This is a genomic window from [Clostridium] fimetarium (assembly GCF_900111235.1).
In the GTDB taxonomy this organism is placed as follows: Bacteria; Bacillota; Clostridia; order Lachnospirales; family Lachnospiraceae; genus Clostridium_N; species Clostridium_N fimetarium.
The window spans coordinates 69,712-96,267 of record NZ_FOJI01000012.1 but is presented as its reverse complement, the minus strand read 5'-3'; the positions used below and the strand labels follow the sequence as shown (position 1 = coordinate 96,267).

Sequence of the window (26,556 nt, the reverse complement as noted above, 5' to 3'; positions counted from 1 at the left end):
TAACTGTGAATATAAATTTATCATGGTGCATTTCGCCGCAGACCGGCTGAAAACAGTGTCCCTTTACTGTTTGAAGGAAAGGCAAGGCAAATACACCATGATAAATTTATATTCACTCGATACGTTCCTGCCGCCTTTTCCTCTCAAACCTAAATATAATTATAGGTTTTCAGCAACTTAAATCAATCAACAATAAATAAGAATCTGTTGGATTTTTTGAGTTGCTAATATAGTGTCCTAAGTTATATAATTATATAACTTCATTTGAGTATCTAAACTCATTTTATAATGTAAACAATAAATAACAATTTAAGGGGTGTATAAAAATGGATTCTAATTTATCGTTAACAGCGAACCAAACAAGGCAAAATATTATGACAGCTTTTTGGGACCTATATACCGAAAAACGAATTGAGAAAATAACAGTGACACAAATCTGCACACGTGCAGGATATAACCGATCAACCTTTTATAAATATTTCTTAGATGTGTACGATGTGCTCGACAAAATCGAAGAACAGATAATAACGCCCGAAATGCTTGAAAAGTCTGTGGTTTCATATCTATTATCAGACAATAAGAAGCTTGCATTCGAACAGATTATACTGCTATTTGAAAAAAGTAGTGGCTATATCCCTGTGCTTCTTGGTGACCATGGAGATTCAGCATTTAGACACAAGCTTATGAGCAAACTAATTCCCGTGGTTTCTAGCCATTTCCATATATCTATCGATTCTAATAAAAGCACAAAATATATTCTAGAGTATCAAAGTGCAGCGATTTTTAATACAATCGCAAACTGGTATGCCAATGAAAAAGACATACCAGATGAAGAATTTATCCAATTACTATTAAGTATAAGCACGAATGGAGTACAACGCGAATTAATCAAAAATGTATTTCCGGTCACTTTATAAATTGATCGATTGCCTCATTCATCTTTACTATTTTTTCCCAATCTCTTTCTTCAATCGCATCTACAATGCAGGTTTGGATATGATCTTTTAAAATAACTTTACCCGTATTATTAATTGCTGACTTCACTGCTGCTAATTGTATTAAAACATCGCTACAGTCTCTTCCGTCTTCTACCATCTTTTTAACCGATTCTAGATGTCCAATTGCCCTTGCTAATCGATTGATAACTGCTTTCGTATTCTGATGAGTATGTTGATGATTATGCTCCTCTTGTAAGTGATCATGGCAATGTTCCTGTGATTGATCATGGCAATGTTCCTGTGATTTATCATTGCAATGTTCCTGTGATTGATCACGTCCAAGTTCCTGCGATTGATCATGGCAATGTTCCTGTGATTGAATATTTGGGCCAATAAAATCTTTCTTAGTAGCGTCAGCATAATTTATGCTTTGATTTATATCGATTGTTTTCTCTTTTTGTTTTTTGCTTATATCCATAGCGCCCCCATATATAGTAAGACTTTTTATTTTTTTCATTTTTTAGATAGCATTGAATTTTGTACAATATCTTTTCATTATAATATCATATAATTACCTGAAATGTATTCTTTTTTCATAATAAGAACATGATATCTAGACAATCATGTTCAACTGCATTTATAAGTTCAAAGCTAATATTTTTTACATCTTCCTTCAAATATTCATATAACTGTTCATTATGATTATATCCTTGATTCACTAATATTTTAACTAAATTGCATAGTTTGATTTCCAATTCTTCCTGCGAAGAACTTTCAATATATTTTTTCAAAACAACAGCATCTTTTTTTTCAAAACAGTGATTTGTAATATTCTTTCCAAGAATCATGCATACAATAATATTACGTAATACAATACTTCCAACATTAATAAATAGTTCCTCGTAGTCTGCATGATAGGAAGAAAGTAATGTTGTAATATATTCCTCTGGAAATGCCTTCAAAAGTTCTTGCTCTAACTTTGTGTATGATAAATATTCATAAATTGCATCTATGCCACACGAATCCTGAACACTCTTTATTGTCGGGTAATCTAGCGTTAAAATATGATTTTGTGGATTGAATTTGGGGTCATAATATAGAAAAAAAGCTGGCATTCCTTTCATAACAGTTTCATAATAAGCACGATTTCTATATGCATTAAAATCAAGTGCTATCTCTTCAAACAATGCTTTTGTCTTAAATACTTTTTTTACCACCAACTCATAGCCTGTACGATATGCTAACTTTGAATCTTGTTGCTCTGTCATATCCTTCACCGCCATGTCCTTCGCTGCACCGGAATCTAGTTCATAATTGACCAAATCGATTTCATTCATACAGTAAATAACCGCATTCATGAGTTGCTTCGCTGTATTGTATGACACAGAAGTGCTCTCTTTGCTTGTATATTTTTCTGTCAATTCTGCAACAATTGGAATTAATTCTTCCATTTCAAATTTATTCACCTTTGCTCCTGTCTGCTATGCGAATAGTACTCGCATTATTTTGCGAAACTCAAACTCTGATATGCGTTTTGAAAATCATCACTCGCCTAGGTCCTCATACTTTCCTATAAATCCACGCGTTCCCTCACGAATGCTTCTTGCGAAATCTTCTAGGCAGGTATCTTCTAAGTACTCCAATGAGCCCTGACAATCGTTGTCAAAATGCTTTTTCATATATTCAATCAATTCATCATCTGTAAGTTCATCCAGTGATTCATTTTTATACAAATAAAATATATCTTGTAGCGATTCCAGCGTATCCACATAATTATCTTGGTAAATGAATGGAGAGTCACAAAAAGCAAATATTAACTTAGGCAAGATACCTCCACCAAACTCAATTCTTTCTTGTTCCTTCAAGCTGTTTTTTCTAGCCTCCAGTAGCATCAATGCATCTTTTTCTGTTAGAGATACTCCAAACTTTTGTGAATACTGATTACAGTCAGTTACCTTTTCAATTTGATACTGCCCTTCACCCAAAATACTTAAAAACTTAAATTCATCCATATAATCATTCCTTTCTAGACATCGCTATGAATATCACTTAGATAATTGTTGATTTTACTACCAGAATGATTTCATTACAAGACTTGAAAAAATACTGTTTTTGTGGTAATATACATATATAAAAGAGATGGAAAATCAAACGAATTATATTTGATTTTCTATCTCTTTTTTATCTTAAATATTATGGTTTTAGTGCCAAAGTTCCTACTCTTTAACCCTTATCGTCCCTAAAATCAACAATTTTATCTGTGTAAATCCATGTATTTCCATCATCTTCTGATTTTAAAAGTGCTTTGCATTTTCCACCCTTATAATCTCCATTTTCATCTTGTGCATAATACATATATAGTACACCGTCTTCTTTCCACGGAGCTTCTGGAATAATAAATGGTGTATATATATCTCCCAAGAACGCAACCTCTATTTTCGGCAAAAAGATATCACTAAATGTTAAGCCACCGTCTTCAGTCCTATAAAAATTAGTAGGTTCACCCTCTACCCATTTATAACAGAAAAAGCCCAACTTTTCAGTTATAAATGAATAAGAACGCATTGTCCAACTTGAAGGTGCCCACCCAATCTCTAACCATGTGGTTCCTCCATCTTCGGACCTATAAATTTTTCTAGATTCTTGACCCATTGTTCGATCCAAAAGTCTTGCATCATATCCAACCAAAGAAGTGACCCAGAACTTACTTCCATCGAGCCGACCTATCACTTTTCCTTCACTATCAGGTTGTATACTATTTTCTATTTTAGCATCTTTACTTGCCTGTTTGTCTATCTTTGCCGGTTTGTCTATCTCTGCCTGTTTGTCTATCTCTGCCTGACCACTTGCGTTATACGAAATCAAGTCATTCGCTTCCGGAAGTATTTTTTTATTAACCTTATTTTCTATCTGAGGACCGCCATCACTATCATAAAAAGCAACGTCTTTACTCTTTAATTGATCTGAATCCGAAGAATCTGCTGCTGTAGAATGTTCTCCCATATCCTCAATAGCTGTAGCATGTTTATCTGACAATGAATATGTAGGACTATATCCCTTGCTATCTTTTATATAGTTTTCACCATTACCCGAAAAGTAATATGTCACTATACCCGCTGACACCAATATAAGAATCGTAAAAATACATATTCCAATCTTTATTTTATTTTTCAATGTTTTATATTCCCCCTTGACATTAATTATTACGCTTATTTTTGCGCTTATTTAGTTGTTCCTATATTTTTATAAAATCTGTAAATTTCTCATCGCTTTTTCATACTATTTCCGTTTTTTGTTTACCGCTACATTAATATTCGATGTAAAAATGTGTGCGTGCTTTAACGATTTCGTATTTTGACATATTACTAATCTCACTTCATAAATACTATGCACAATGTTTGGATATCTCTTCCACTGAAATATCGTATATGCTTGTTATCTACTTTTCCCTTGAAAATTATATACCCTCTTTATTAATAATTATAATTATAATACAAACATTTTAATATTACCATAAATTTCCACAGATTTCAGTGTCTTATGATTACTTTCATCCAACTTTCATAAATATTTATTTCTTTGGGCTAAAAAAAAACACCTGCGAGACAAGTAGTAAACTACTGTCCCACAGATGCCATATGTTTATCAAATATTTAGTTCTACCACAAATCTTGGACACTTTCTCTTATATATTGATTATATATACTTCTAACGCCTTCCATCTGAACATCCGTAAGTGGTGGAATCTCGCCTGCACGTATGTTACTTATGACTTGATCCGCATTGCTTGCACCAGGAATCACTGTAGAAACAGCATCAAACATCAGTATCCAGCGAAGTGCAAATGGTATTAAGTCTTGCGTGTTGAATAATTTCTTTAATTCTTCTACCGCCTTTAGTCCTAATTCATAATCGACGCCCGAAAAAGTTTCGCCCTTATCAAACGATTCTCCATTACGATTAAATGTACGATGATCTTTTGCACCAAATATAGTATCTTTGCTATATCTTCCAGTCAGCATTCCGCTTGCCAATGGAACTCGTGCGATTATGCCGATGTCTTTTGCATTCGCCTTTATAAAAAGTTGCTCACTGGGTTTAAAACGAAACATATTAAATATAACTTCTATTGCAGAAATACCATAATCCATAGCCGCAATACCTTCTGAGACTTTTTCAATGCTTACGCCATAGTTCGCTAACATTCCATCTCGTTTCATTGTTGCAAGTGCATCCCATACTTCATCTTTTTTATAGACTTCTTCTGGTGGGCAGTGAAGTAATATCATATCAAGCTTTTCAACGCCAAGTCTTTTCAAGCTTCCTTCTACAAACCCTCTTATACTTTGAGCTGTATAACCTTCGGCAACATGTGGATTTAATGCCCGCCCACACTTCGTTGTTATATATATTTCATCTTTTTTATCTTTAATAAATTCACCAATTGCTTTTTCACTCATATTTCCATTATATACATCCGCTGTATCAAAGAAGTTAATGCCTTCTTCATATGCCGTCTCGAGTATCTTTCTGGCCTCTACTGCATCAAATGGATTGCCCCACTTTGTTCCTAACTGCCAAGTTCCGAGACCTATTTCTGTAATCATTGCATTTGTATCACCAAATTTTCTTTTTTGCATAATATTTCTCCTCAATTCTCATTATTTCAATATGACTTTTATTATACCGCAAATATTATATATAATATAATCTTTTTATCTGCTATTAATTCAATTTACAGAAAAGCTCTTTTATAGATGTAACATCTGAACATTACTTTATAATCCTTAATTTAAAAGACCTTTTATGTTTTCCCAATTTCCAGATTTCAATATCCCTTTATAATAACTCAATTCATCCTCAATAATCTCATCGATGGCTTTCATTCCAAGTACTTCGACTGGTGCTTTGTCATCTGTAAGAATCAATTCACCTTTTTCTTCCTTATTTAATCCGGTAGCAACTTTATTCATCATGTTTAAAAGTTGTTTATTATTATTTTTACTGCAGTATTCTGTGTAGGTTTTACTAAATGTCTCAATTCCTCCCTTTTTTTGAAAGGCAAAAAGTTCTGTATTTGTTCCATTATCTACATTTACCGTGTAGACATCCGTAAATACACTTGCAATGGTGTCGGATAGATAATCATTGATTGATCCTTCCTTTGATGACGCCATGTTAAGATTTACTACCATGACACCATTTTCACTTAAATGCTCTTTTACCAAGGTAAAAAATTCCACTGTAGACATCTGAAATGGAATCGTTATGTCTTGATATGCATCTACCATTATAACATCATATTTCTTAGCCGTACTAAGAAAGGCTCTTCCATCATACACGCTAACATCAACTTTTTCAGGCAATTCAAAATATTCTTTTGCTAAATCCGCAATTTTTTGATCGATTTCTACACCTTGCACATGTACATTTGGAAAATACTCTGTACACATTGATGCAAACGTTCCTGTTCCAAGTCCCAGAACCAGTATATCACTATTCTCATTTTGAGGAACATTTGCCATAAATGGAGCTGCAATTGCATAATCATAATACATTCCAGTAAGTTGTTTGTTTTTCATCTTGATTGACTGAACTCCCGCCAATACATTTGTAGACAAAATCACGCTTTCATTCGTATCTTTTACCTGCAAATAATTATATATAGATTCACCTTCATAAACCACATCTGATTCCCAAAATGCAAACGTATAACTACTGCAACCAAAGCTTAAACCGATAATTAAAACAATAGAAACGACTGCCTTTTTTTTAAATTTTTTAATTGATATAAAATATAAAATACTTAATATCGCTAAAATTCCCGCGAATATCAAGAATGTAGCTGCAGTTCCAACTGTCGGAATCGTAACAAATGTAGGAATGAATGTTCCAATTATACTACCAATCGTATTAAGCGCCCCTAATCGTCCAACAATTTCACCATTTTTCTCCAAGTCATGTACTGCATACTTTACGAGTGATGGTGTCACCGTCCCCAAAAGCATGAGTGGAAATACAAAAATAACCAAACAGCATGCTAACGATGCCCATACTAGGAAATTATCTGTAACCACCATTGCAACCAATAACGACACGCCTGCTATTATATATTTTCCAACAAATGGAATGAGAGCGATCCATATAGATGCGATTAAAATACGGTTATATAATTTCCCTGGATCTGGATTCTTGTCAGCCATCTTTCCACCCCAGATATTTCCTAGTGCCATAGCAATCATGATGGCCCCGATGATAACTGTCCACACGATTTGTGACGAACTAAAATATGGTGCAAGCAATCTACTTGCACCTAATTCAATTGCCATTACAGCCATTCCCGCAAAAAATTCTGTAGCATATAAGAAATACTTATTTTGTAATATTGTTTTTTTATCCACTTTGTTCCCCTCCAATTACTGATTCTTCTTTTGACTGATGATTTATATAAATTAAAAAGTCGCAAAAAATAAACTATCATTTTTTGCGGCTAAATTTTAATAGGTAGAATATAAATATATTATAACTTATCCCTCTGCAAACTTCAATAATTTTAAATCTATACTATATGATATATTTAACCTCTTTATTTTTAAATAATTCTTCAATTTCTTTATAGAAAAATTGTTTGATTTCGTCAAGATCTTCTTTGGGATACACATATTTTCCATAACCAAATTGACCATATTTGAACTTGCGGTCTTCCTCGTTCATTGGCAACTGATTGTCTGGAAATACTTGGTTTATCCTGTTTTTAGCTGTCATTGTATAACGATGAGATATGATTTCAAAAGTGACAGGATATTTCAAATTATCCGGGAGTATATCTCGTAATTTTAGCAATAAACTATGGTACTCTTCTTTCCAATTTGGATAAACAAATACAGGTGCTATCAAATAACCCATAGGATATCCTACCTCTGCCACTTTGATACTTGCCTCTAACCTTTTATTACAAGAGGATGTAAAATGTTCATATTCATCAATAACGTGTTGCGTATTAATACTAAATCTAATTTCTGTATTTCCATTATGTTCTAAGTTTAGCAAAGATTCTACATCATTATATTTTGTTACAAACCTAAATCTGGCTTTGCTATTTTTTCCAAAGAATAGAATTGAATTTTCTAGTGAATGAGTGTATGGCTCTACTGGTATCGGATCAGAGGTAGCCGCCCCCTCAAATATTGTGACATCTGGTAACCTTTCATCAATATACTTTTGTGCCTGAAGAAGTATGTCCTCTATATTAGCATTAACCTTAATAAAAGGCCGATCTCCTAACATTGTATTAAGATAACAATATTCACAATGTCCCATGCAACCTGACACCAAGGGCAATTGATAATGAGCTGACGGTTTGCAGGTTTGAAATTTCAAACTTTTCTTTGCACCTATAACTAAAGACTTTTTACTTTCCCTATACCAAGAATACAAGTCGTCACCAGGAATGTGTTGCTTAAATTTATTAGAATCTAAATATATTATTTCTATGTCGCTATTATTCTTAAATGTATCCAGTATTTGTCTAGCCATTTCGTATTCCATTGCATCTTTTTCAATTATAATCCTTTTAGGTATAAACATTTCTACAATCCCTTTCTTTAGATCCTCTATTTTAACAATAATCACAGTAGTTATTTACTACTAATGTAATTATTGTCAAAAAGATTTGTAACCATTCAACAAACGAAATTTACATCCTGTCGCTTATAATATTCCAATCAATATTTTTCATGAAATTATTGATATAATCTACTTTTTTATCTGCATATTGAAGGAAATAGGCGTGTTCGTACATATCTAATACTAGTATAGGCGTTGAAAAGGCAATATTTCCTACGTCATGCGCATCTAAGCTAATATTTCTAAATCTTTTAGAACGAACATCATATGCTAAAACAACCCAGCCTCTACTTGCCTTTGCAGTAGCCACAAATTCTTTTTCCCATTGTTCAAAGCTTCCAAAGTCCCGGCTCAAATATTTTTTTACTGTCTCATCTGGATTACTTTCTGGACCACCAATGTTTTGGAAATAAAGCTCATGAAGAATAACTCCATTTAATGCAAACGTCTCTCCTCTTTTAATTCCCCTGTATTTACTATATGTAGAATTTGCTTGCACTAAATCTGTATCTTCCATAAGTAACTTATCAATCTCGTTCATCTTGTTAATATAACCTTCATACAATCTCATGTGTGCATTAAACTGTTCCTCATTAATTACCGTAACCTCTTTTGAATATTGAAAATCAATATTTACGAATTCCATAAAACGAACCTCCCATTTATGCATTATATTTATTACCGTTCTGCGGATCTTTAAGTATGAATGATAGAAAGTTTTTATACTTTATATATATACGCAATTGACGAATATTTATTAATATTAAATACCTATCTTTTCATTAATTTTTATAATATTGCTAAGCTTTGCGACTGCACAAAACATCATACCAATAACATAAAATACAAATAAATTCCACTATTAAATATAGTGTATTTTTATGGGTAATTATGTTATAATTTGTAGATAAAAGTAACTCAAAAAAACCATTAAAGAGGGGCTCTATGGCTAAAAAAATAACGATACTATTTATGATTATTTTAATCTTTATTTCTAGTTCAAACTTTCCTGTAAAAGCTGCAACCACGCTAGCAAAAAATGTACTTATCATAAATTCTTACCACCAGGGATTTCAATGGACTGATGATCAATCCTCAGGAATCATGTCTTCTCTTTCATCCCTAGATATCAATTATGATGTTTCTATAGAATATTTAGACTGGAAGCGATATCCTACAGAAGTCAACATAGCTAACGCCTATAATAATATGAAATCAAAATATTCGAATACTAAAATGGATGTTATAATGTGTACTGACGATGCCGCTTTAAACTTTGCATTAAAATATCGTGGTGAACTATTTTCTGATGCGCCCATAGTATTTTGTGGTGTTAATTCGAATGGGCTAGCCGATATATCAAAGGATCAAGTTAACTTTACTGGTGTATTAGAAGAATTAGATCCCGAAAGTACTATTAATGCGGCCTTAGCTATTAATCCTGCCTTAAAAAACATTTATATAATATATGACAATACGGAAAGTGGAATATCAACTGGGCAACTCTGCATTGACACTGCGAAAAATATTAGCAATACATTTAATGTACAACCATTAAATAATCTAAGTAAAAGTGGTATTATTGATTTTATATCAAGAGTGGATAAAAACAGTATGGTTCTTGTAACCTCCTATTTTGTAGATATATATGGAAATAATATTGATCATCACGCGTTCTGTGAAAATTTAAGCAATTCATCCCCTGTCCCTATATATCATCTATATGATTTTGGATTAAATCATGGAATATTCGGTGGTAATCTCATTATAGGAAAAATTCAGGGCGAAGAAGCCGGTTTATTAACTAAAAGGATTCTACTTGGTGAACAAGCTTCTTCCATTCCGATTATAGATAGAAAAACAAATAAATATACTTTTGATTACAATATAATGAAAAAATATAATATATCCAAATCTCTACTACCTAAGGATAGCCAAATAATCAACAAACCATTTTCTTTTATAGAAACATATCGTAAATTAGTATATGTAGTACTATTTATTTTTTTACTACTTATTTCATTTACTATAATATTACTATTCTATATTAGAAAGATAAGACTTATGCAACTCCGTATTTCAGCAAATAATGAAGAATTAACCCAATTATACGAAGAGTTAACTGCAACAGAAGAAGAACTTCGCGCACAATATGAGGATGTTACAGAAGCACAAACCCAATTAGTAGAATACAGCAGTGAACTTCACCATCTTGCCTATCACGATACTTTAACCGGCCTTTATAATAGATTGTATCTTTATGAAGTAGTTGAACAAAAACTGACTTTAAGCTCATGTATCGGTGCTTTATTTTTTATTGATCTAGATAATTTCAAATTTGTAAACGATGCTTTAGGACATAATTTGGGTGATGAACTATTAAAGGCGATCAGCCTTAGGCTTTTAAATCTTTCCTCTAAAAGCAATTCTCTTATACGTTTAGGCGGTGACGAATTTGTATTCTTCTCTAGTAATATAAAAAGCAAAGCAATTGCACAAAATTTTGCAAATAAAATAAGCAAATATTTTATTAAACCGTTTGATATTTTGGCGAATCATCTCACCGTTACTGTGAGTATTGGCATTGCCTTATGTCCTGATAATGGGTCGAATGTAGATACTCTGCTTCGTAATGCGGATATGGCTATGTATAAAGTTAAGAATAATGGAAAAAATGGATTTTTCTTCTTTAACAACATTTTAAAAGATATGTTACTTGATAGAGTCAATATTGAAAACAATTTTAAGAAGGGTTTATCCCATAACGAATTTCAAATCTATTACCAACCGCAAATTATCACAACTACAAATGCTATTGACGGTTTTGAAGCTTTAATAAGGTGGTATAGTCCTGAACTCGGTATGTTACCCCCTTTAAAATTTATATCTATTGCAGAAGAAACCGGCTTTATCAAGATATTAGGAGAATGGATTTTAAGATCTGCTTGTCATTATATAAAAGATTTAAATAATAGAAAAAATGCTAAATTTAAAATATCCGTAAATATTTCTGTAATTCAACTGCTTCAAGATAACTTTGTAGATATCGTAAAGCAAGTATTGATTGACTCAAGATTATCTCCTGAACTATTAGAACTTGAGATTACAGAATCAGTTATCATGGGATCTCCTGAATTAGTTGTAGAAAAGATTAAAGTTCTTCGACGTATCGGCATTAAAATTGCTTTAGATGATTTTGGGACTGGTTACTCATCCCTCTCCTATTTAAGAAATATACCTATAACGACCTTAAAAATAGACAAATTGTTTATAGATGATATTTCCAACCCTAAATCTAATACAGATGTTACCGATGCCATTATTGACCTTGGACACAAAATGAATTTAACGATAGTAGCAGAAGGTGTTGAGACCGAGGAACAGCTTCAATATTTAAAGAAAAATAATTGTGATAAAATCCAAGGTTATTTATTTTCTAAACCACTTCCTGTAACGGAACTTGAATGTATGATTGAAGAACATAAAAAAACTTATGGACACTAAAGCTGGATATCAAGCTGTATAATCTACTTGCATTATCTGCCTATATTATCTAATTATATTATCTACTTGTATTATCTGCCTATATTATCTAATTACATAAAAAAGCTGCATGATTTTATATGAAAAATCATACAGCTTTTTTTCTTACTTAAATACCTTAATACGATTTTCTAATGGTAGATATTGCTTTTCATCTGGCTGCGCAGTTGGCTTTCCAAATGGCATTTGTGCTATGAGCTTCCAGTTGCTTGGAATATCCCATTCTTCTTTGACCTGAGCTTCAATCAATTCACTATAATGTTGTAATGAAGCACCATATCCTTCCATTTCCAAGGCCGTCCAAATGACATATTGGTGCATTCCACTTGATTGCTGAGCCCAAATCGGAAAATTATCTTTATAAAGAGTGAATTTTTCTTGCAAAGATTCAATTATACTAATATCTTCGAAAAACAATATTGTTCCATGTCCATTACGAAACGAATCTATTTTATCCTCAGCAGACGCAAATTGATCTGCAGTGACTACTTTCCTTAAAGCTTCTTTTGTTATATTCCAAAGTTTATCATGATGTTTTCCCAATAATAAAACTACCCTTACACTTTGAGAATTAAAAGCGGATGGCGTATGCTTAACTGCATGTGCAATAATTTCTTGAATCACCTCATCCGTCGTAACTGCTTCTTTACCAATCCCATAAAATGTTCGTCTTTCTGCTACCGCAGTATTAAAGTCCTTCTTCATATTATTTCCTCCAATTGATATAATATATTTCTATTTTATAAATGTATTATCATCAAGTTCTTTAAACGCTAAATTCAATTCTTCTTTGGTATTCATAACAATTGGACCTCCCCATGCTATCGGTTCCTTGAGCGGTTTCGCTGTTAAAAGTAAGAATCTCATGTCACTATCCGTTGCTTTAACCCAGAAGCTAAGCCCAGCATTAAATAATACCGCCTGTTTTTCTGATATTGTTTCCTCGCTATCCTGGTCGAATCTTCCTTCGCCTTGAACAATATATATAAATAGTGTCGCATCTTCTTGTGTATCAAAGTGCCATTCTTTGCCTGCTGCTAATTCAACATCTAAATATGTCGCTTTCACATAGTTCCCTTCAAACGCACCCTGATTTCCCATATAATTTCCTGCAATTACATGAACGATAGTTCCTCCTTCATCAATCACCGGAATATTTTCTCGCTTAATATCGCCATATTTAGGGGCTGTCATCTTATCTTTTGAGGGTAAATTAAGCCAAATCTGTGCGCCCAACATTCTTTCAGTGGGTTTTGGCATTTCCTGGTGAATAATCCCCGATCCTGCTGTCATCCACTGGCAATCGCCATCTTTTATGCTTCCTTTGTTACCAAGACTATCACTGTGCTCTATATCTCCATGTATTAGGTATGTTATTGTTTCAATTCCTCTGTGAGGGTGCCATGGAAACCCTTTTGTATAATCGTCTGGATTTGTGGAGTCAAAAGCATCTAACATTAGAAATGGATCATAATCCTTTGTATCATTATATCCAACCACACGAACGAGATTTACGCCCGCGCCATCAACTGCGTGTATTCCTTTTGTGATTTTTTTTACCGTTCTAATTTTACTCATTTTTAAGAACTCCTTTCATTTCTAGTATTTCTAAAAAATAAAGTTTCCATCCTGAAATACAAATATGGAAACTTTAGATATTCTATTATTATAATTCGTCTAAAAATCCTATTAATACATGTGTAGCATCACAAAAAGGCTTGTCATATGATTTACCACAACGACACAATGCAACACGGTTTCTTATCTCATATAGCTCTCCATCAGCAGCCTCAATAGGAATATTACCTTTTACAAATATTCCAGCGCTAACACCTTCTTCTGGATCTTGAATAATATCAATGCAAGGTTCATAAAATGGTTCAATTGCTTCTCCAGTTTCTTTGTCAATCGCGGTCAACCTACCTGTTGGGCAATCACATGCAGTCTGTATCGCTTTTTCCCTATATTCAGGCCTATCAGAGTTTTCTACTAATTTCCAAGTATTACCTTTGTCGCTATGACAGAAACGTGCGAAAGCACATCTGCCATCATCTAAGAGATCTATACCAGGCCCCTCAAATATATCCGCTCTGTCTTCATACTTGTCTCTTGAAGCTGTTTCAGTACCCTTAAAATTAATTGTAGAATGTGTGCCATCACAAAAAGGAGGATTTTTAGACTTGCCACAGCGACATAGATGATATTCTTCTGCTTGTGGTAACTCTTGTCCATCTTTGTATTCATAGCCTTTCCCTTTTTTGACTATTATTTTCTCTTGTAGCGGAATATTTCCGGTTACAATATATGGTCCATTCTCTATGATTTTAATTTTGCAATCTGTTTTATCTTTTGACATTGAGTTATGGCCTCTCTATTGATGTTCTTTAAGTTCATGTTCTGTTAGTAAATCTACATATGCACTTAATAATTCATCTTCTGCAGAGCAATTCTTTTTGTAATACCAATCTTTCACAGTTTTGCTAATCTCTTCGTCTGTTCCCTCTGCCTTATTAGGATAAACCGCAATCAATTTCCCTGTTTCCTTATTTCTTAATCCTAATTTTTCAACACCATTAAATTTTCCCATGTTTTTTCTCCATTTCATATGTTTTATAAATTCTTTTTCTATCATAAATGTCTAGCTTTCATTATACATCTAAATTTTTTTTATTCCAACTAATCTTTCATATTTTTCCTTCTGTACAATCAATTCAGGAGTGATAATAGATATCCGTATCCTTCCATCTCCATCTTTTCTTTTGAAACAAACTTTAAAGATGCACTATTGATACAATAGCGAAGTCCTCCTGATTCAATTGGCCCATCAGAAAATACATGTCCAAGATGTGCATCTCCTACCTTGTTTCGCACCTCAGTACGTACCATTCCATGAGTTTTATCTTTTATTTCTATAATCGCATTTTTATTTATTGGCTTTGCAAAACTTGGCCAACCACAACCGGATTCAAACTTATCACTAGAAACAAAAAGCGGTTCTCCTGTAGTGATATCAACATAGATTCCCTCTTTAAACACATCGTAATATTCATTTTGAAATGCTGGCTCTGTGGCACTATTCTGCGTTACATTATATTGCATTTCCGTTAAACTACTTGCTAATACTTCTTTGGATTTTGGGGTATACGTCTTACTATAATCAACTGCTTGCTTTGATTTATCAAATTTCTCTTTTCCTATATGACAATATCCGTTTGGATTCTTATCTAGATACTTTTGATGATATTCCTCTGCTTTATAATAATTTAATAGAGGCTTCACTTCAATTGCTATTTTTTCTTTATATTTCTTCTGAAGCTCTAAAATTGAATTTTCAATCGTATTTTCATCTTGAGGGTCAACATAATATATCCCTGTTCTATACTGCGATCCCACATCTCCACCTTGACGGTTGAACGTTATTGGATTTATCACATCGTAATACAGATTTAAAATGAATGCTAATCCAATTTTCTCTTCATCATAGATAACTTTTACAGTTTCTGCATGTCCTGTTTCCTTGTTACAAACCTCTTCATATGTAGGATTTTTCGTATTTCCATTTGCATATCCTACTTGCGTTTCTATAACACCCTGTATATCTTCAAAATACTTCTCAGTTCCCCAAAAGCATCCTCCAGCTAAATAAATTTCTTTTTTCATATTTCGCCTCACTTCTTTGCACCTTTTACAAGCCTAGGTGATTTAGCTCAACAATAGTTTATTTTTCATGTTTTGTCTACTGATTCTTAATTCGATTTTTTTCTAGAATCTTTTCCGCAATATTTTTCTTTTCTACATCACTTATAATATTATTCTCAACATTACTTATTATATAAGATCTTGAGGGTGTTTCACTAATCTCCATCGTAAATATAACCCAATTAAGTGGATTAAGATTTTTCTGAAGCTCCTCCATAAAATAATGCGCAATGTTTTCCAAAGTAGGATTCATTGTGTCAAATGGAGGACACTCATTCATATATTTTTCCTGATATTGTCCAAGATAATCCTCAATTAACTTTTCCACCTCATTAAACATTATAAATGTGTCCTTACTATTTACAACATATAATGATATTTGCCATGTATGAGGATGTCTTTCGCCCTTATTCCCATTGATATATATAGAATGGCTGGCATTGAGATAAAAATTATATTTGTATTGACTATATTCCATTATTTTTCTCCCAAATCTAGTTGCTATGATTTTTAGTTCTTCTACTTTTTCTTCACTATCTGTTCGATATTTATTCATAAATCGATCTATAAATTCTTCTACTTCTTCTTTATTAGAATTAAACAATAGCACTTTAAACTGATTCTCTTCCCAGTAGCATGCCAAACTACCACCTGCCTTAATTCTACCAAGAATAATCGTTATCAATATAAAATGTTCGATTTTCAAGTTTTGAACAAGGATATCTATTTCAATACATTTCTTTTTTTCTTCCTCACTCATACATGCGATTACTTCATCAACAATAGTTCTACTATAAAAAGAATCTACTTCATCTCGATCTAGGTTTACATAATTCTTAGTTTTATCATTTCCTAGTTTTTCAATAATCATTCTATTGTTTTTGGCCGCTTCACCTAAAGTTCTATTTCTTTTTTCATCAGCGCGTGATTTATAAAGTAAATATATAATAATCATTAATAATATAACTCCATATATAATAAAATATCCAAGCGCATGGAGCCTCAATTCATTAAATTTAACTTGTTTTAAAAGATAGTTTTGCCTTGTACAAATTACAAACGTATAATTGTCTCCATCGTTTTGTGTCTGAGCTGTTGATATAATATACTTTTGATTATCCTTTGAAGATACATTATTTCCATCAAAATAGTTGCTAATTCTTTCATCAATTAGTGTTGATGAAGTATTTTCATCTTTTAGGAATATGATATTATCATTTTTCGCGAAAATACAATAGGAGCTCGACGATGTTGGAAAATTTTCATCTACATTAAATTGAATGATATCTTTTAATTCACTACTATCATTTTCTGCCTGCACAACAGCGGTCTTAAGAAGTGTATTCGCGAGTAAATTTTGATTATCGTTATATGCAGACAGCGTTTTATTCACTGTATTATTAATATCTAATATAAGCAGCACTAACAAAATAACACCTAGTACAATTACCGATGCTACTATGATAAATCTATTTTTTTTGTCTTTATTTCTTCCCACTTAAACCTCTAATTCTACTTTTGCGTAGTAATAAATCCTCTTAATTTATCTATAACAATTATCACTACATTAAAATCTTTTTTTATAATTATTTTACAAGTTTCACATTCTTCTTGAAACGTCTTTGTTTTCCAAGTACTAGTACCTTTAATACTATTGATAATACCCGCCATTCGGAACCAATATACAACGAAATTAAACATAGGTAAAAAGAATACTAAAAGTATCTTATTTGCATAATACCTTCTTAATTTTTTATCCCAACTAAGATATGAAAACACATTCAGATAATACAAAAATGCCGAAAATGTATACAATGCATAAATAATTATCACCGATTGAACAATAAACATATATGGATAATTCATAAATGTAAGACAAATCAAAGCAAAATACCATATCATTCTAGGAAAGGCAAAAGTATGATCAAACATAAGAAGTCTTGTCATAAAATTTGTAAAAAACCCTTTTATTGCCCCAACATTTGTTGGAAACATATGAGCGACTTCAAGCTCACCCCTTTGCCAGCGCTGTCGTTGCACATACAAAGTATCAATGCTATCGATGGGCTCAACAAAAAATATTGCTTTTTCACAAATATCAATTTTCTTTTTCAACAGACGTCGAACCTGAAATGTAACATGTGTATCTTCACACACTGTTTCCGTATTATATAACTGCGTTTTTAAAATAGTAGACTTCCGAAATGACGAAAATGCTCCAGACATCGTAAATATGCTATTCCATTCAGCTTCAAAGTTACGTCCTGCCAAAAATGCCTGCGCATACTCGAAAAACTCTAGTTTTTGAACAAATCTCATAAAACCAGGTTTTGCATTAGAAATGAGCTCTGGATTTGTCAATATTGAGCCTGTCATACAATGAATGTTATCATTCGACTCAAATCTTTTGATTAGATTGAGCAATGCATCTTGATGCACGATTCCATCACTATCTAGATGTATAATATATTTTCCTTGACTATTAAACAACGCCATATTTAGTGCTTTCGATTTTCCTTGCTGCGCATTCATCCATTTTATATTAACGCCTTTGTGTTCTTTTTGGTACCTTTTAAAAATCTCAAAGCTATTATCTTTGCTACCATTATTAACCAAAAGAATATCCATCTTATCAAAGGGATAATTGGATTCTACTATAGAATTAATACACATTTCTAAAGTACTTGCGGAATTATAAACGGGAATAATTACAGATATTTCGGGGAAATATTTCAGTTCAATATCTTTTCTATAACGTAGTCGCTTCTTAATCAGTACTAAAAACCCAAAAACAGCTGGAATAATTTCCATTATTAGAGGTATTATAATCCAGGCTGTCCAAAATACCATTTCACTTGTCAGCATTCTCATTATGTTCTGCATAGTTAAATCCTCCAATCTTTTGTTTTACTATCTGCTGTTTTGTAAAAACATAGTAGTAAAGCAATATTGAAAGAGCATAAAATATAAGTCTTCCGATTATAGTATGTGCAACATAATAGGAATCACTTCCAAATCGAAATATAATTCCACATATGACCACGATTCTAATAACATTGAAAAAGAATATACATACACATCCAACAATACCTACAATGATTCGTTGTCCAACTTCATATACCTGAAAAAATGCAAGCAGTGAAACGAAAGCCATCATTTCTATAACACCTGAACATTCATAATCAATATACAATGATATTGATGAAAGAACGCTCTGCTTTGGTATAAATAGTATGCTATATTCGTAATACGCTTCGCATATTCCCGTTACTTTACCAATTATTCCAACAACCGAAGTCACATATTGTTTCAATATCACCGTCAACGCTGGCTGTATAAATATACACATAAAAACGAATAGCCCAACACTTCCCCATAGATATTGAAAATAATTCAGCTTACCGCGATGAAATACAGTAAGAAAATATAACCAGATTATAAAGCATACTATAATGAGCCAATTCATTATACTAACCTCGCTTTATTATTCCTGCGTAATTTTACAATAATTACTGTTCCCGCACATAATATAATTCCTAATAATGCACCTGTTGACGTTCCAAGTAATTCAATTGAACCGCCTCCTACATTTGGCATTCTTAACTTAATCTGTGAACCATTGTTAATCGTTCCGCTTTTTAAGCTCATAACTTTTTCCAAGTCCTTAATGTTAATTCTTATTTCCATTCTATCATTGGGGTTTCCTTGAGATACAGTAATTGCAGCATCTCCTAATGAATTATTTGGATAATAAGTAAAGGGATGTAATCCCAAAAATGTCCCATTCTGATTTAAATTTACTTGATGGCCCCAATCAACTGTATTTTGAGCATTTACATATCTGACAAATAGCTGGCATTCCACATTATTGATTGATAAATAAATAGCATCAATTGGCATGGGACTATTATAATTAGGATGCATTCCAACATAAATATAGATATAATTATCGTCCTTTATCAAAGAAACATCATGATTTGCCGTTCCATTATTAGAATTCCATGTAAGCTTTGACATCGGCTTATCCACCCAATCATCATAATATCCATCTACAGCTATACCCGCTGTATTTGACTGTGATGTTTGTGTTTGTAGCTGAACACTGTTGCTAGCATATGTTGTAGCTGCTGAATACATACTTAAAATGAATATAACGCTGCAAAGAGCCAATAATTTTTTAACTGTCTTCATCTTTTTTTGTTTCATAATGCTCTTAGCCATCGTCATAATCTTAGTTTTTGTCATTATCGTCTTCTTCTTTAATTTCATCATTATCGTCATTTTCTTTTTTCTCCTTCATCTTCAGCATTAAAACATAAGTTATAATTGCTAAAATTATGCCAACAGCAGTAACTAAAATACCCATTTTAAAATGTGGATATCCAATATCAATTACAGTTACACCAGAATCAACTACAATAAGATTATTATTTGTTTTATAATTATTGTCGCTACTAAATATATCAATACTTGATAATGTGGTATTCACATTGTTATATTCCGAATATATGGTTATCTTATTGCTGTCTGTCTTAATACTTAATGGAACCACTTTTCTATTCGGAGTAGAAAATTCATCCATTCCAAATATTGATCCCACAAGATTTTTGATTTCTAAATCTTTTGTCGTCTGCAAATAGTAAACAATGTTTAATCCTATAAAATGTAGGTTCTCATTTTGGGAGGTTCCAATAAACGGAAGATTCTTCTCTGGCATATTACAATATCCTTCGACATTTTCCAGACCATTTAGATATATCGTATTCCACGCAGGCGTATCAGCAGAGAAGTCCAAACTTTTATAAGTGTCTGCTTTATATTGAAATTCAGGATACGTTTCTGTAAATGTTATGATTTGTGCATTCACTCCAAATAATTCCATCTGTTTCTTAGCTCTATCTTCTGGAACCTTGTTCATATCTATATAAACTTGTACACCACTTTTAGATAATTTCAACAAAAGTTCTTCTGCCTTAGCCTTATCATCATAGGTAAAACCCGATAAATAGATGGTATTATATTTGCAAAGCTCTTCAAACGTATAATCACTTATGTTGGTTTTTGACCCCTCTTCAAAGCTAGGAAAAATCATTGCTATCCCAGATGCAGAATCTCCTATGGCAATATTCTTGTATTGTGTTATAACGCCAAACTGTTCTATCGTATCTTTATGAAACAGCAAACTGCTTCCATTATTTTTAACTAAATTATATCCACTTATTTGTGCAGAATTAATAACTTTTTCCATATCCTTCGCTTTTTCTTTTAGACATGTTATAGGAATCAGCACGGTGTCATTTCCAAGTTCCAATGCTCTATCAAATAAATATACATACCAGCCATTTTCAACTGCTGCATTCAAATTAACGATATTAGAAGCCGTACTGGCGCCTTCCCATCCTGCTCCAAAGGTATATTTGACGGTTTTACCCACACCAGCAATATAATAGGGAGCAAACGAACCATATTTACTCAGATCCAAAAGGGCCATTCGTTGGTTCGTTATTTTTTTAGCCTCAGTCAAAATCATCGTTTCTGCTTTGGCATCCAAGTCAGCCTGAACATTTTCAATTCTATCTTCCTTGGGATAATATAAATACTGAGCTGATGCAAAACAATCTGCAAGCAACATGATACCAAACAGCACTATCATCCATTTTCTTAACTGCTTCCACATAATAAATGAAACCATTGCTACGGCTAGCGCAATTGGAATAAATCGAATCATCCACAAAAACTGGCTAAAAGGTAATTTTGAAAAAAGCGTGTATATTGATTTCGTTGTACACAAATACAATATTACTACAGTAATAAATCCAGGTTTTACTTTCTTTGTACCAAAAACAATTCCCATTAAACAAATAATAAATATGGAAAGTCCAAAATAAAACGATAACGCATCGCCATTTAATCTAATCATTGGATTTAAAGAAACAGTCGCGCTTTCAAAGAAGTTCTTCATTACTTGATTCGTTGATGAGCCACTGGCCGCACCTCCAATCAACGCTGGAACAACCCATACTCCTGCTAACATCACTCCAGATATACTCGCTAGCACTGCGCCCAACGCCCACTTTCCACAGTGATTCATTTTTGCATAAATAACGGTAAAAATCGCTACTGTTGCAATAAGCATAATTGTAATACCTAGATGACACAATGTGATCAAAGCTGTAACTACCATTAGTGGCCATATTGCATTCTTCTTTTTATCTTCTATTACTCTCCAAAAAAAGTAAAAGAAAAATGGTAATAATGCATTTATGACACCTCTTGGAAGATTTCCCTCGTATATGACAACTCTAATATTTTCTGGCATATAGAACCATATCAGCCCCAAAAACACAGATAATCCTACTCTATTATATCGATACCCCCATAAAATCCATCCACAGCCACCTATCAATACTAGAACTCCAAGGAATAATACATATGCATCTAACACAGTGCTTTGTACAATCCATTCCAATCCTGCAATTATATATAGTGGGATTGGTCCCCAATATCTCATTATTTCTACACCGTTGTACCATGTACTATCATATAGTGGGTACCAGTTCCCCTGCCCTATATTTTTCAAAATCAAATCTGCTCTATATAAGTGACAAAATGTGTCAGAACCTTGTGGATATCTTCCGCTTATTTTCACGATATACATTGTTAACATGGCCAACAAAACAAAGCATCCAAACCCCAGTATAAGTTTCAATGCTGTAAATATTTTATTTGATTTATGTACTGAACTTTTATTTGCTCTATAAGTACTTGTTTTATGTGGTGATAATCTATTCTTATGATTAGAAATTTCCTCTAATGTAATTTCTTCTAGTGTGACTTCTTCTAATATCTCTTCTGCTAATGGTTCTACTAATGGTTCTACTAATGGTTCTTGTGTTGCTGCTGCCTCTTTTTGAAATTTATTATTGTAATCAATTAATACTTCTTCGTCTTCATCAATTTGTATCAATGGGAGACATACCAGTGGAACGCTACTAATTTCATTCACTGAACTATCTAGCAATTTTCTTGACACTGAATATACTCTGATAGGATTCTCATATATATCTAATTTCACCAGTTCATATCCTAGTTTTTCAATTAAGGAATATAAAGGTTCAAAGAACGTATTTCCAATCCCCTCTACCGTTGTCTCTTTTGAAACAAACAATTCCATGTTGTCTAATTGTTGTCCTTGAAACGGCTTCAACCAATCCTGCACGACTTTTTCAATTGCGAAGTTATCATCTAATTTAAGATTCGTTGTATTAATATATAACGCCATTGTAAAATTATGAAAATGTATATTTTCTCCACTGTTAATAATATTAGAATGTGAAGCATATAATTCAAATTTATATTTATATCCGCAAAAGCCCATATTTATCACATACCTCCTGTAAATATCTCATACATAAATATAAAGATACACATTAATTATATGTGAACTTGCTATTGCTTACAATCGGATATAAATGGAAAATGATGTCATAGATAAACACTTCTATTAAATAAAGTATTCAATGGAGTCCATTGAAGTCTTTGTTTTCTTATTATATAAAATCATACACTCTCTATCTTCTAGCTTCCCAAGTGCATAATAACCTCTACCTTCACTATTGAGAGTATCATATGTGATCTTACGATTCATTTTCGTAGGGGCGTCCTTAATCATCTCTATTCCGTCTACAGCAAATGATTTTATTCTATAATATGGGTCAAACAAATAGACATACTTATCATCAATTCCAGTCAAAAGTACATAATGCCAACCTCCAAGCATCACGCGTGCAACTGCTACGCCTCCTTGACCAAGACACTCTGCAATCTTACTGCTCTGATTGATATGTACATTTTCACCATTTATCATACTACAGTTAATCGGCCACTTCTTGACCTTTCCAAACTCATTCAGCCAATTAGCTAAAAACATCATCGCCATTCCTGTAGTTCCGCTCTTATACGCTTCCCCCTTTTTATTATAACTGTCCAGACAATATAGCATAATATTTTTAACAACATCAGGTGAAATATCTTTTCTATGAAATAAAAAGTTTATCGCATTCAGCATCGATGTTGGGCCGCAGTCGTATTCAGTTGATTGATAACTTAGTGGGTTTTTCATGGTTTACCTCATTTCTGCATTACGCTTTGTGCATATCAAGTTTGTGTCATCAGTTTTACTACAATATTTGCGCATTTTACCAATTCATCTATATGGGTATATTCGTCGCATGAATGTACCTGATTCATACCGCAGGCAATTACAATTCCCGTTATACCATGCCTCATAAAATTATTATTATCACTACCACCAAATGTGCTCGTTAATTGTGTATCATAGCCTAATTCGTCACACACTTTTTGAAATCTTCTTACAACGCGATGTTTCTCTTCCACTTTATAAGAAAGGCATCCAAATTCTGTTGAAAAATCTAACGTAGCATGATTCTGCGCGGTGATGTCAGAAAAGATTCTTTCAATGTTTTTTCCTTCTGATAGGGCTTTATCATGTGTCAGACTTCGTATTTCTCCCTTAAGGATACATTGGTCTGATACAATATTTCTTGCCTTTCCACCTTCAATTAAACCGATATTAACTGTAGTTTCATCATCAATTCGTCCCTGTTTAATCAGACCAATTGCCTGTGCAGCAACTGCAATTGCATTGATTCCAAGTTCCGGTGCAAATCCTGCATGAGCAGATTTTCCCTGGATTTGTGCTGTAAATGATACTAACGTAGGTGCTGACAACGCAGCCGTACCTACTGGTCCACTTAAATCTAACACATAAGCTTCCTTCGACTTTATGATATTATAATCAAATACTTCACTTCCGCGAATATATACTTCTTCTGCTATTGGAAATAATACTTCTATGCTTCTATGAGAAAGTCCGCCTTCTTTTATTGTTCTGACAGCTTCTAGTATTGCTACAATTCCAGATAAATCATCCGCACCCAGTACTGTATTCCCATCACTAGTAATCTTACCGTCTTCATGAACCACAGCCTTTTTATTATGACCTGGTCCTACAGTATCCATATGTGCAGAAAACAATAGAGGGTCTTCTTTCAGGTCACCTGCTAAATATCCGTAGATATTTCCACAATTTCCAGCGTAAAACGTCCCTGCATTATCTTCCTTCACTTCAAAGCCCAGTTCCGTTAAGTATATTTTTAATATATCTGCAATTTCTCTCTCTTGATAAGACAATGCATCAATACCTACAAGTATGCAAAATTCTTCTAAGATACGTGATTTATTTACCATGTGATTCTCCTTACTATTATTTTAGATTCACAAATCTTGTATATGAAAGGCAGTGCTTCTTTCATACTTATTTTATAGGATTAGTATGATATCCAAGATAAGCTATTTCTTGTTATCTGTCAATAGATATTTACAATAAAAGTCAAATTGGTAGCGTTATGACAAAGGCCTTCGTATACTCGTCATTTATTTCGTGATCTAATACCAAATCACCACCATGCATAATTACCACTTTCTTTGCTATGCTTAATCCGAGTCCACTTCCACTTTTTGTGTTTCTCGATTCATCACCTGTTACAAATGGTTCGAAAATATGCCCCACGATTTCTTCCCCAATTGGAGCTCCATTATCGGCAATCACAATTTTTATACAATCTCCTACAAATAATTTGATTGTGACCAAACTTCCTTCCGGATTATATCGAATCGCATTATTTAATAAATTAGCAATCACACGCGAAAATTGAATGCGATCCACCTCATAGTTTACCGCCTCTGTTGGAATATCCATATTGATTTCCATTTTCTTTGTTTCAAAATCTGTGTACAGCAATGCAATGTTTTCCCGCAAAAGCTCTGCTAAGTCCAGTTTCTCTCTACTCAGTGCAAATCCCACACTGTCCAATTTTACATATTCAAATAGAAGCATAATCAATTCATCCATGCGAAGAGATTTTGCTTTGATTGCCTCCAGATATTGCACTTCTTTTTCGGGACTTTTGACCAATCCGTCAATCAATGCCGTTGCATATCCAGATATCGTCGTTATCGGTGTTTTCAAATCGTGAGCAATATCAGAAAGAAGTGTATTTTTACGGTTCTCAATTTCTATTTTATCTTTTGCATTCTGCTCCATTTGTTCTGCCATTTCATTAAACGTATTGCGCATTTGAATGAATTCGTGCTCTGTTTCAAAGGTTAATCTAGTATCTAGCTTTCCTTCGCTAACCTGTTCCATCCCTTTTGTCAATCGATGTATTGGTCCTTCTACTTTTTTAGAAACCATCCGTCCAAACGCAAGCGCCGCAACCAAATAGGGCAATAATATTACAAATAGAATAATCAAAAATAATAGGAGGAGCCCGAAATAATATAATTGTACTAATATTGGAGAACCAAGTTGTTCCGGTATTTTTGTATCCAATCTGATTTGTAACACATCTGCGCTAACCCTTTGAAAGATCACTTTCATTGCTTCCGAAAGATAGCTTGGCAAAAGAGAAAGAATACATATAATAATGAGTACTAAAATAACCTGGGTCATATTAGATAATACCCCAGAAGAGAAATTCGTAATTTTGATATCTGTAAATACTAAGAGTTTAGAAATAAATGGATATAGAAATTCAGAAAAGAGCACACTAATAACCCCTTCACTAAGTGCGAGCAAAAGGATGATCAGTATAAATCTTCTGTTCAAAAACTGTTTCAAAGATTTATCTTTTCTCTTTATTTTTCCTGATTTTCTCATATCTGTCCT

Annotated in this window: 23 protein-coding genes; 2 read left to right on the top strand and 21 right to left on the bottom strand. The window is 33.0% G+C overall.

Annotated features, from left to right (window positions below; all coding sequences use genetic code 11):
- Positions 1 to 326: 326 nt before the first annotated feature.
- On the top strand, positions 327 to 917 hold the full coding sequence (locus tag BMY18_RS14890) for a TetR/AcrR family transcriptional regulator (RefSeq protein ID WP_092455444.1): 591 nt from the start codon (positions 327 to 329) through the stop codon (positions 915 to 917).
- Here BMY18_RS14890 and BMY18_RS21810 read toward each other — a convergent pair.
- From BMY18_RS21810 to BMY18_RS14850, 8 genes are all read right to left on the bottom strand, one after another.
- Complete coding sequence (locus BMY18_RS21810) at positions 907 to 1,320, bottom strand: metal-sensing transcriptional repressor (RefSeq protein WP_408645278.1); 414 nt, start codon at positions 1,318 to 1,320, stop codon at positions 907 to 909. The two genes, BMY18_RS14890 and BMY18_RS21810, sit on opposite strands and share 11 nt — an antisense overlap.
- A 211-nt stretch (positions 1,321 to 1,531) precedes the next feature.
- A complete protein-coding gene (locus BMY18_RS14880; protein ID WP_092455441.1) occupies positions 1,532 to 2,404 on the bottom strand; it encodes a DUF6179 domain-containing protein in 873 nt (290 codons plus the stop codon).
- Positions 2,405 to 2,482: 78 nt separating this feature from the next.
- A complete protein-coding gene (locus tag BMY18_RS14875; RefSeq protein ID WP_092455440.1) occupies positions 2,483 to 2,950 on the bottom strand; it encodes a DUF6323 family protein in 468 nt (155 codons plus the stop codon).
- A gap of 211 nt (positions 2,951 to 3,161) precedes the next feature.
- Positions 3,162 to 4,112, bottom strand: coding sequence for a WD40/YVTN/BNR-like repeat-containing protein (locus tag BMY18_RS14870; protein ID WP_092455439.1), 951 nt, complete (start codon positions 4,110 to 4,112; stop codon positions 3,162 to 3,164).
- 485 nt (positions 4,113 to 4,597) lie between these two features.
- A complete protein-coding gene (locus BMY18_RS14865) occupies positions 4,598 to 5,578 on the bottom strand; it encodes an aldo/keto reductase (protein ID WP_092455437.1) in 981 nt (326 codons plus the stop codon).
- Positions 5,579 to 5,725: 147 nt separating this feature from the next.
- Positions 5,726 to 7,339: a spermidine synthase gene (locus tag BMY18_RS14860; protein WP_092455436.1), complete on the bottom strand. Its 1,614-nt coding sequence runs from the start codon at positions 7,337 to 7,339 to the stop codon at positions 5,726 to 5,728.
- Between the two features lie 163 nt (positions 7,340 to 7,502).
- A complete protein-coding gene (gene splB, locus BMY18_RS14855) occupies positions 7,503 to 8,525 on the bottom strand; it encodes a spore photoproduct lyase (RefSeq protein ID WP_092455435.1) in 1,023 nt (340 codons plus the stop codon).
- A gap of 109 nt (positions 8,526 to 8,634) precedes the next feature.
- Entirely contained in the window at positions 8,635 to 9,210 is a 576-nt protein-coding gene (locus BMY18_RS14850) for a superoxide dismutase (protein ID WP_170841428.1), read from the bottom strand.
- Positions 9,211 to 9,509: 299 nt separating this feature from the next.
- Between BMY18_RS14850 and BMY18_RS14845 the strand changes: the two genes are divergently transcribed.
- Positions 9,510 to 12,068: an ABC transporter substrate binding protein gene (locus BMY18_RS14845; RefSeq protein WP_092455433.1), complete on the top strand. Its 2,559-nt coding sequence runs from the start codon at positions 9,510 to 9,512 to the stop codon at positions 12,066 to 12,068.
- Between the two features lie 144 nt (positions 12,069 to 12,212).
- Here BMY18_RS14845 and BMY18_RS14840 read toward each other — a convergent pair whose 3' ends face one another.
- The 13 genes from BMY18_RS14840 to BMY18_RS14780 all read right to left on the bottom strand — a co-directional run bounded on the left by BMY18_RS14840 (position 12,213) and on the right by BMY18_RS14780 (position 26,547).
- Positions 12,213 to 12,812: a nitroreductase family protein gene (locus tag BMY18_RS14840; RefSeq protein ID WP_092455432.1), complete on the bottom strand. Its 600-nt coding sequence runs from the start codon at positions 12,810 to 12,812 to the stop codon at positions 12,213 to 12,215.
- A 30-nt stretch (positions 12,813 to 12,842) separates the two neighbouring features.
- On the bottom strand, positions 12,843 to 13,685 hold the full coding sequence (locus tag BMY18_RS14835; protein ID WP_092455431.1) for a pirin family protein: 843 nt from the start codon (positions 13,683 to 13,685) through the stop codon (positions 12,843 to 12,845).
- A gap of 88 nt (positions 13,686 to 13,773) precedes the next feature.
- On the bottom strand, positions 13,774 to 14,463 hold the full coding sequence (locus BMY18_RS14830) for a CDGSH iron-sulfur domain-containing protein (protein WP_092455430.1): 690 nt from the start codon (positions 14,461 to 14,463) through the stop codon (positions 13,774 to 13,776).
- A 15-nt stretch (positions 14,464 to 14,478) separates the two neighbouring features.
- Entirely contained in the window at positions 14,479 to 14,694 is a 216-nt protein-coding gene (locus BMY18_RS14825) for a hypothetical protein (protein ID WP_092455429.1), read from the bottom strand.
- A 119-nt stretch (positions 14,695 to 14,813) separates the two neighbouring features.
- Complete coding sequence (gene msrB, locus BMY18_RS14820; protein WP_092455428.1) at positions 14,814 to 15,767, bottom strand: peptide-methionine (R)-S-oxide reductase MsrB; 954 nt, start codon at positions 15,765 to 15,767, stop codon at positions 14,814 to 14,816.
- A 76-nt stretch (positions 15,768 to 15,843) separates the two neighbouring features.
- Positions 15,844 to 17,304 (bottom strand): 6-carboxytetrahydropterin synthase, encoded by a 1,461-nt coding sequence (locus BMY18_RS21430; protein WP_242941052.1) that lies wholly within the window; start codon positions 17,302 to 17,304, stop codon positions 15,844 to 15,846.
- A 14-nt stretch (positions 17,305 to 17,318) separates the two neighbouring features.
- Positions 17,319 to 18,689 (bottom strand): TIGR03111 family XrtG-associated glycosyltransferase, encoded by a 1,371-nt coding sequence (locus tag BMY18_RS14810; protein ID WP_092455427.1) that lies wholly within the window; start codon positions 18,687 to 18,689, stop codon positions 17,319 to 17,321.
- Positions 18,658 to 19,272, bottom strand: coding sequence for an exosortase family protein XrtG (gene xrtG, locus BMY18_RS14805; protein ID WP_092455426.1), 615 nt, complete (start codon positions 19,270 to 19,272; stop codon positions 18,658 to 18,660). Before xrtG ends, BMY18_RS14810 begins: the two co-directional genes overlap by 32 nt.
- Positions 19,272 to 20,087 carry a Firmicu-CTERM sorting domain-containing protein gene (locus BMY18_RS14800; protein ID WP_092455425.1) on the bottom strand — a complete coding sequence of 272 codons (816 nt, stop codon included), beginning with the start codon at positions 20,085 to 20,087 and terminating at the stop codon, positions 19,272 to 19,274. Before BMY18_RS14800 ends, xrtG begins: the two co-directional genes overlap by 1 nt.
- Positions 20,038 to 23,184, bottom strand: coding sequence for a 6-pyruvoyl-tetrahydropterin synthase-related protein (locus BMY18_RS14795; RefSeq protein WP_092455424.1), 3,147 nt, complete (start codon positions 23,182 to 23,184; stop codon positions 20,038 to 20,040). The genes BMY18_RS14800 and BMY18_RS14795 overlap by 50 nt, the downstream gene beginning before the upstream one ends.
- 126 nt (positions 23,185 to 23,310) lie before the next feature.
- Entirely contained in the window at positions 23,311 to 23,928 is a 618-nt protein-coding gene (locus tag BMY18_RS14790; RefSeq protein ID WP_092455423.1) for a C39 family peptidase, read from the bottom strand.
- A gap of 35 nt (positions 23,929 to 23,963) precedes the next feature.
- Complete coding sequence (locus BMY18_RS14785; RefSeq protein WP_092455422.1) at positions 23,964 to 25,076, bottom strand: M20/M25/M40 family metallo-hydrolase; 1,113 nt, start codon at positions 25,074 to 25,076, stop codon at positions 23,964 to 23,966.
- 142 nt (positions 25,077 to 25,218) lie between these two features.
- Positions 25,219 to 26,547, bottom strand: coding sequence for a HAMP domain-containing sensor histidine kinase (locus BMY18_RS14780; RefSeq protein WP_170841427.1), 1,329 nt, complete (start codon positions 26,545 to 26,547; stop codon positions 25,219 to 25,221).
- Positions 26,548 to 26,556 lie beyond the last annotated feature (9 nt).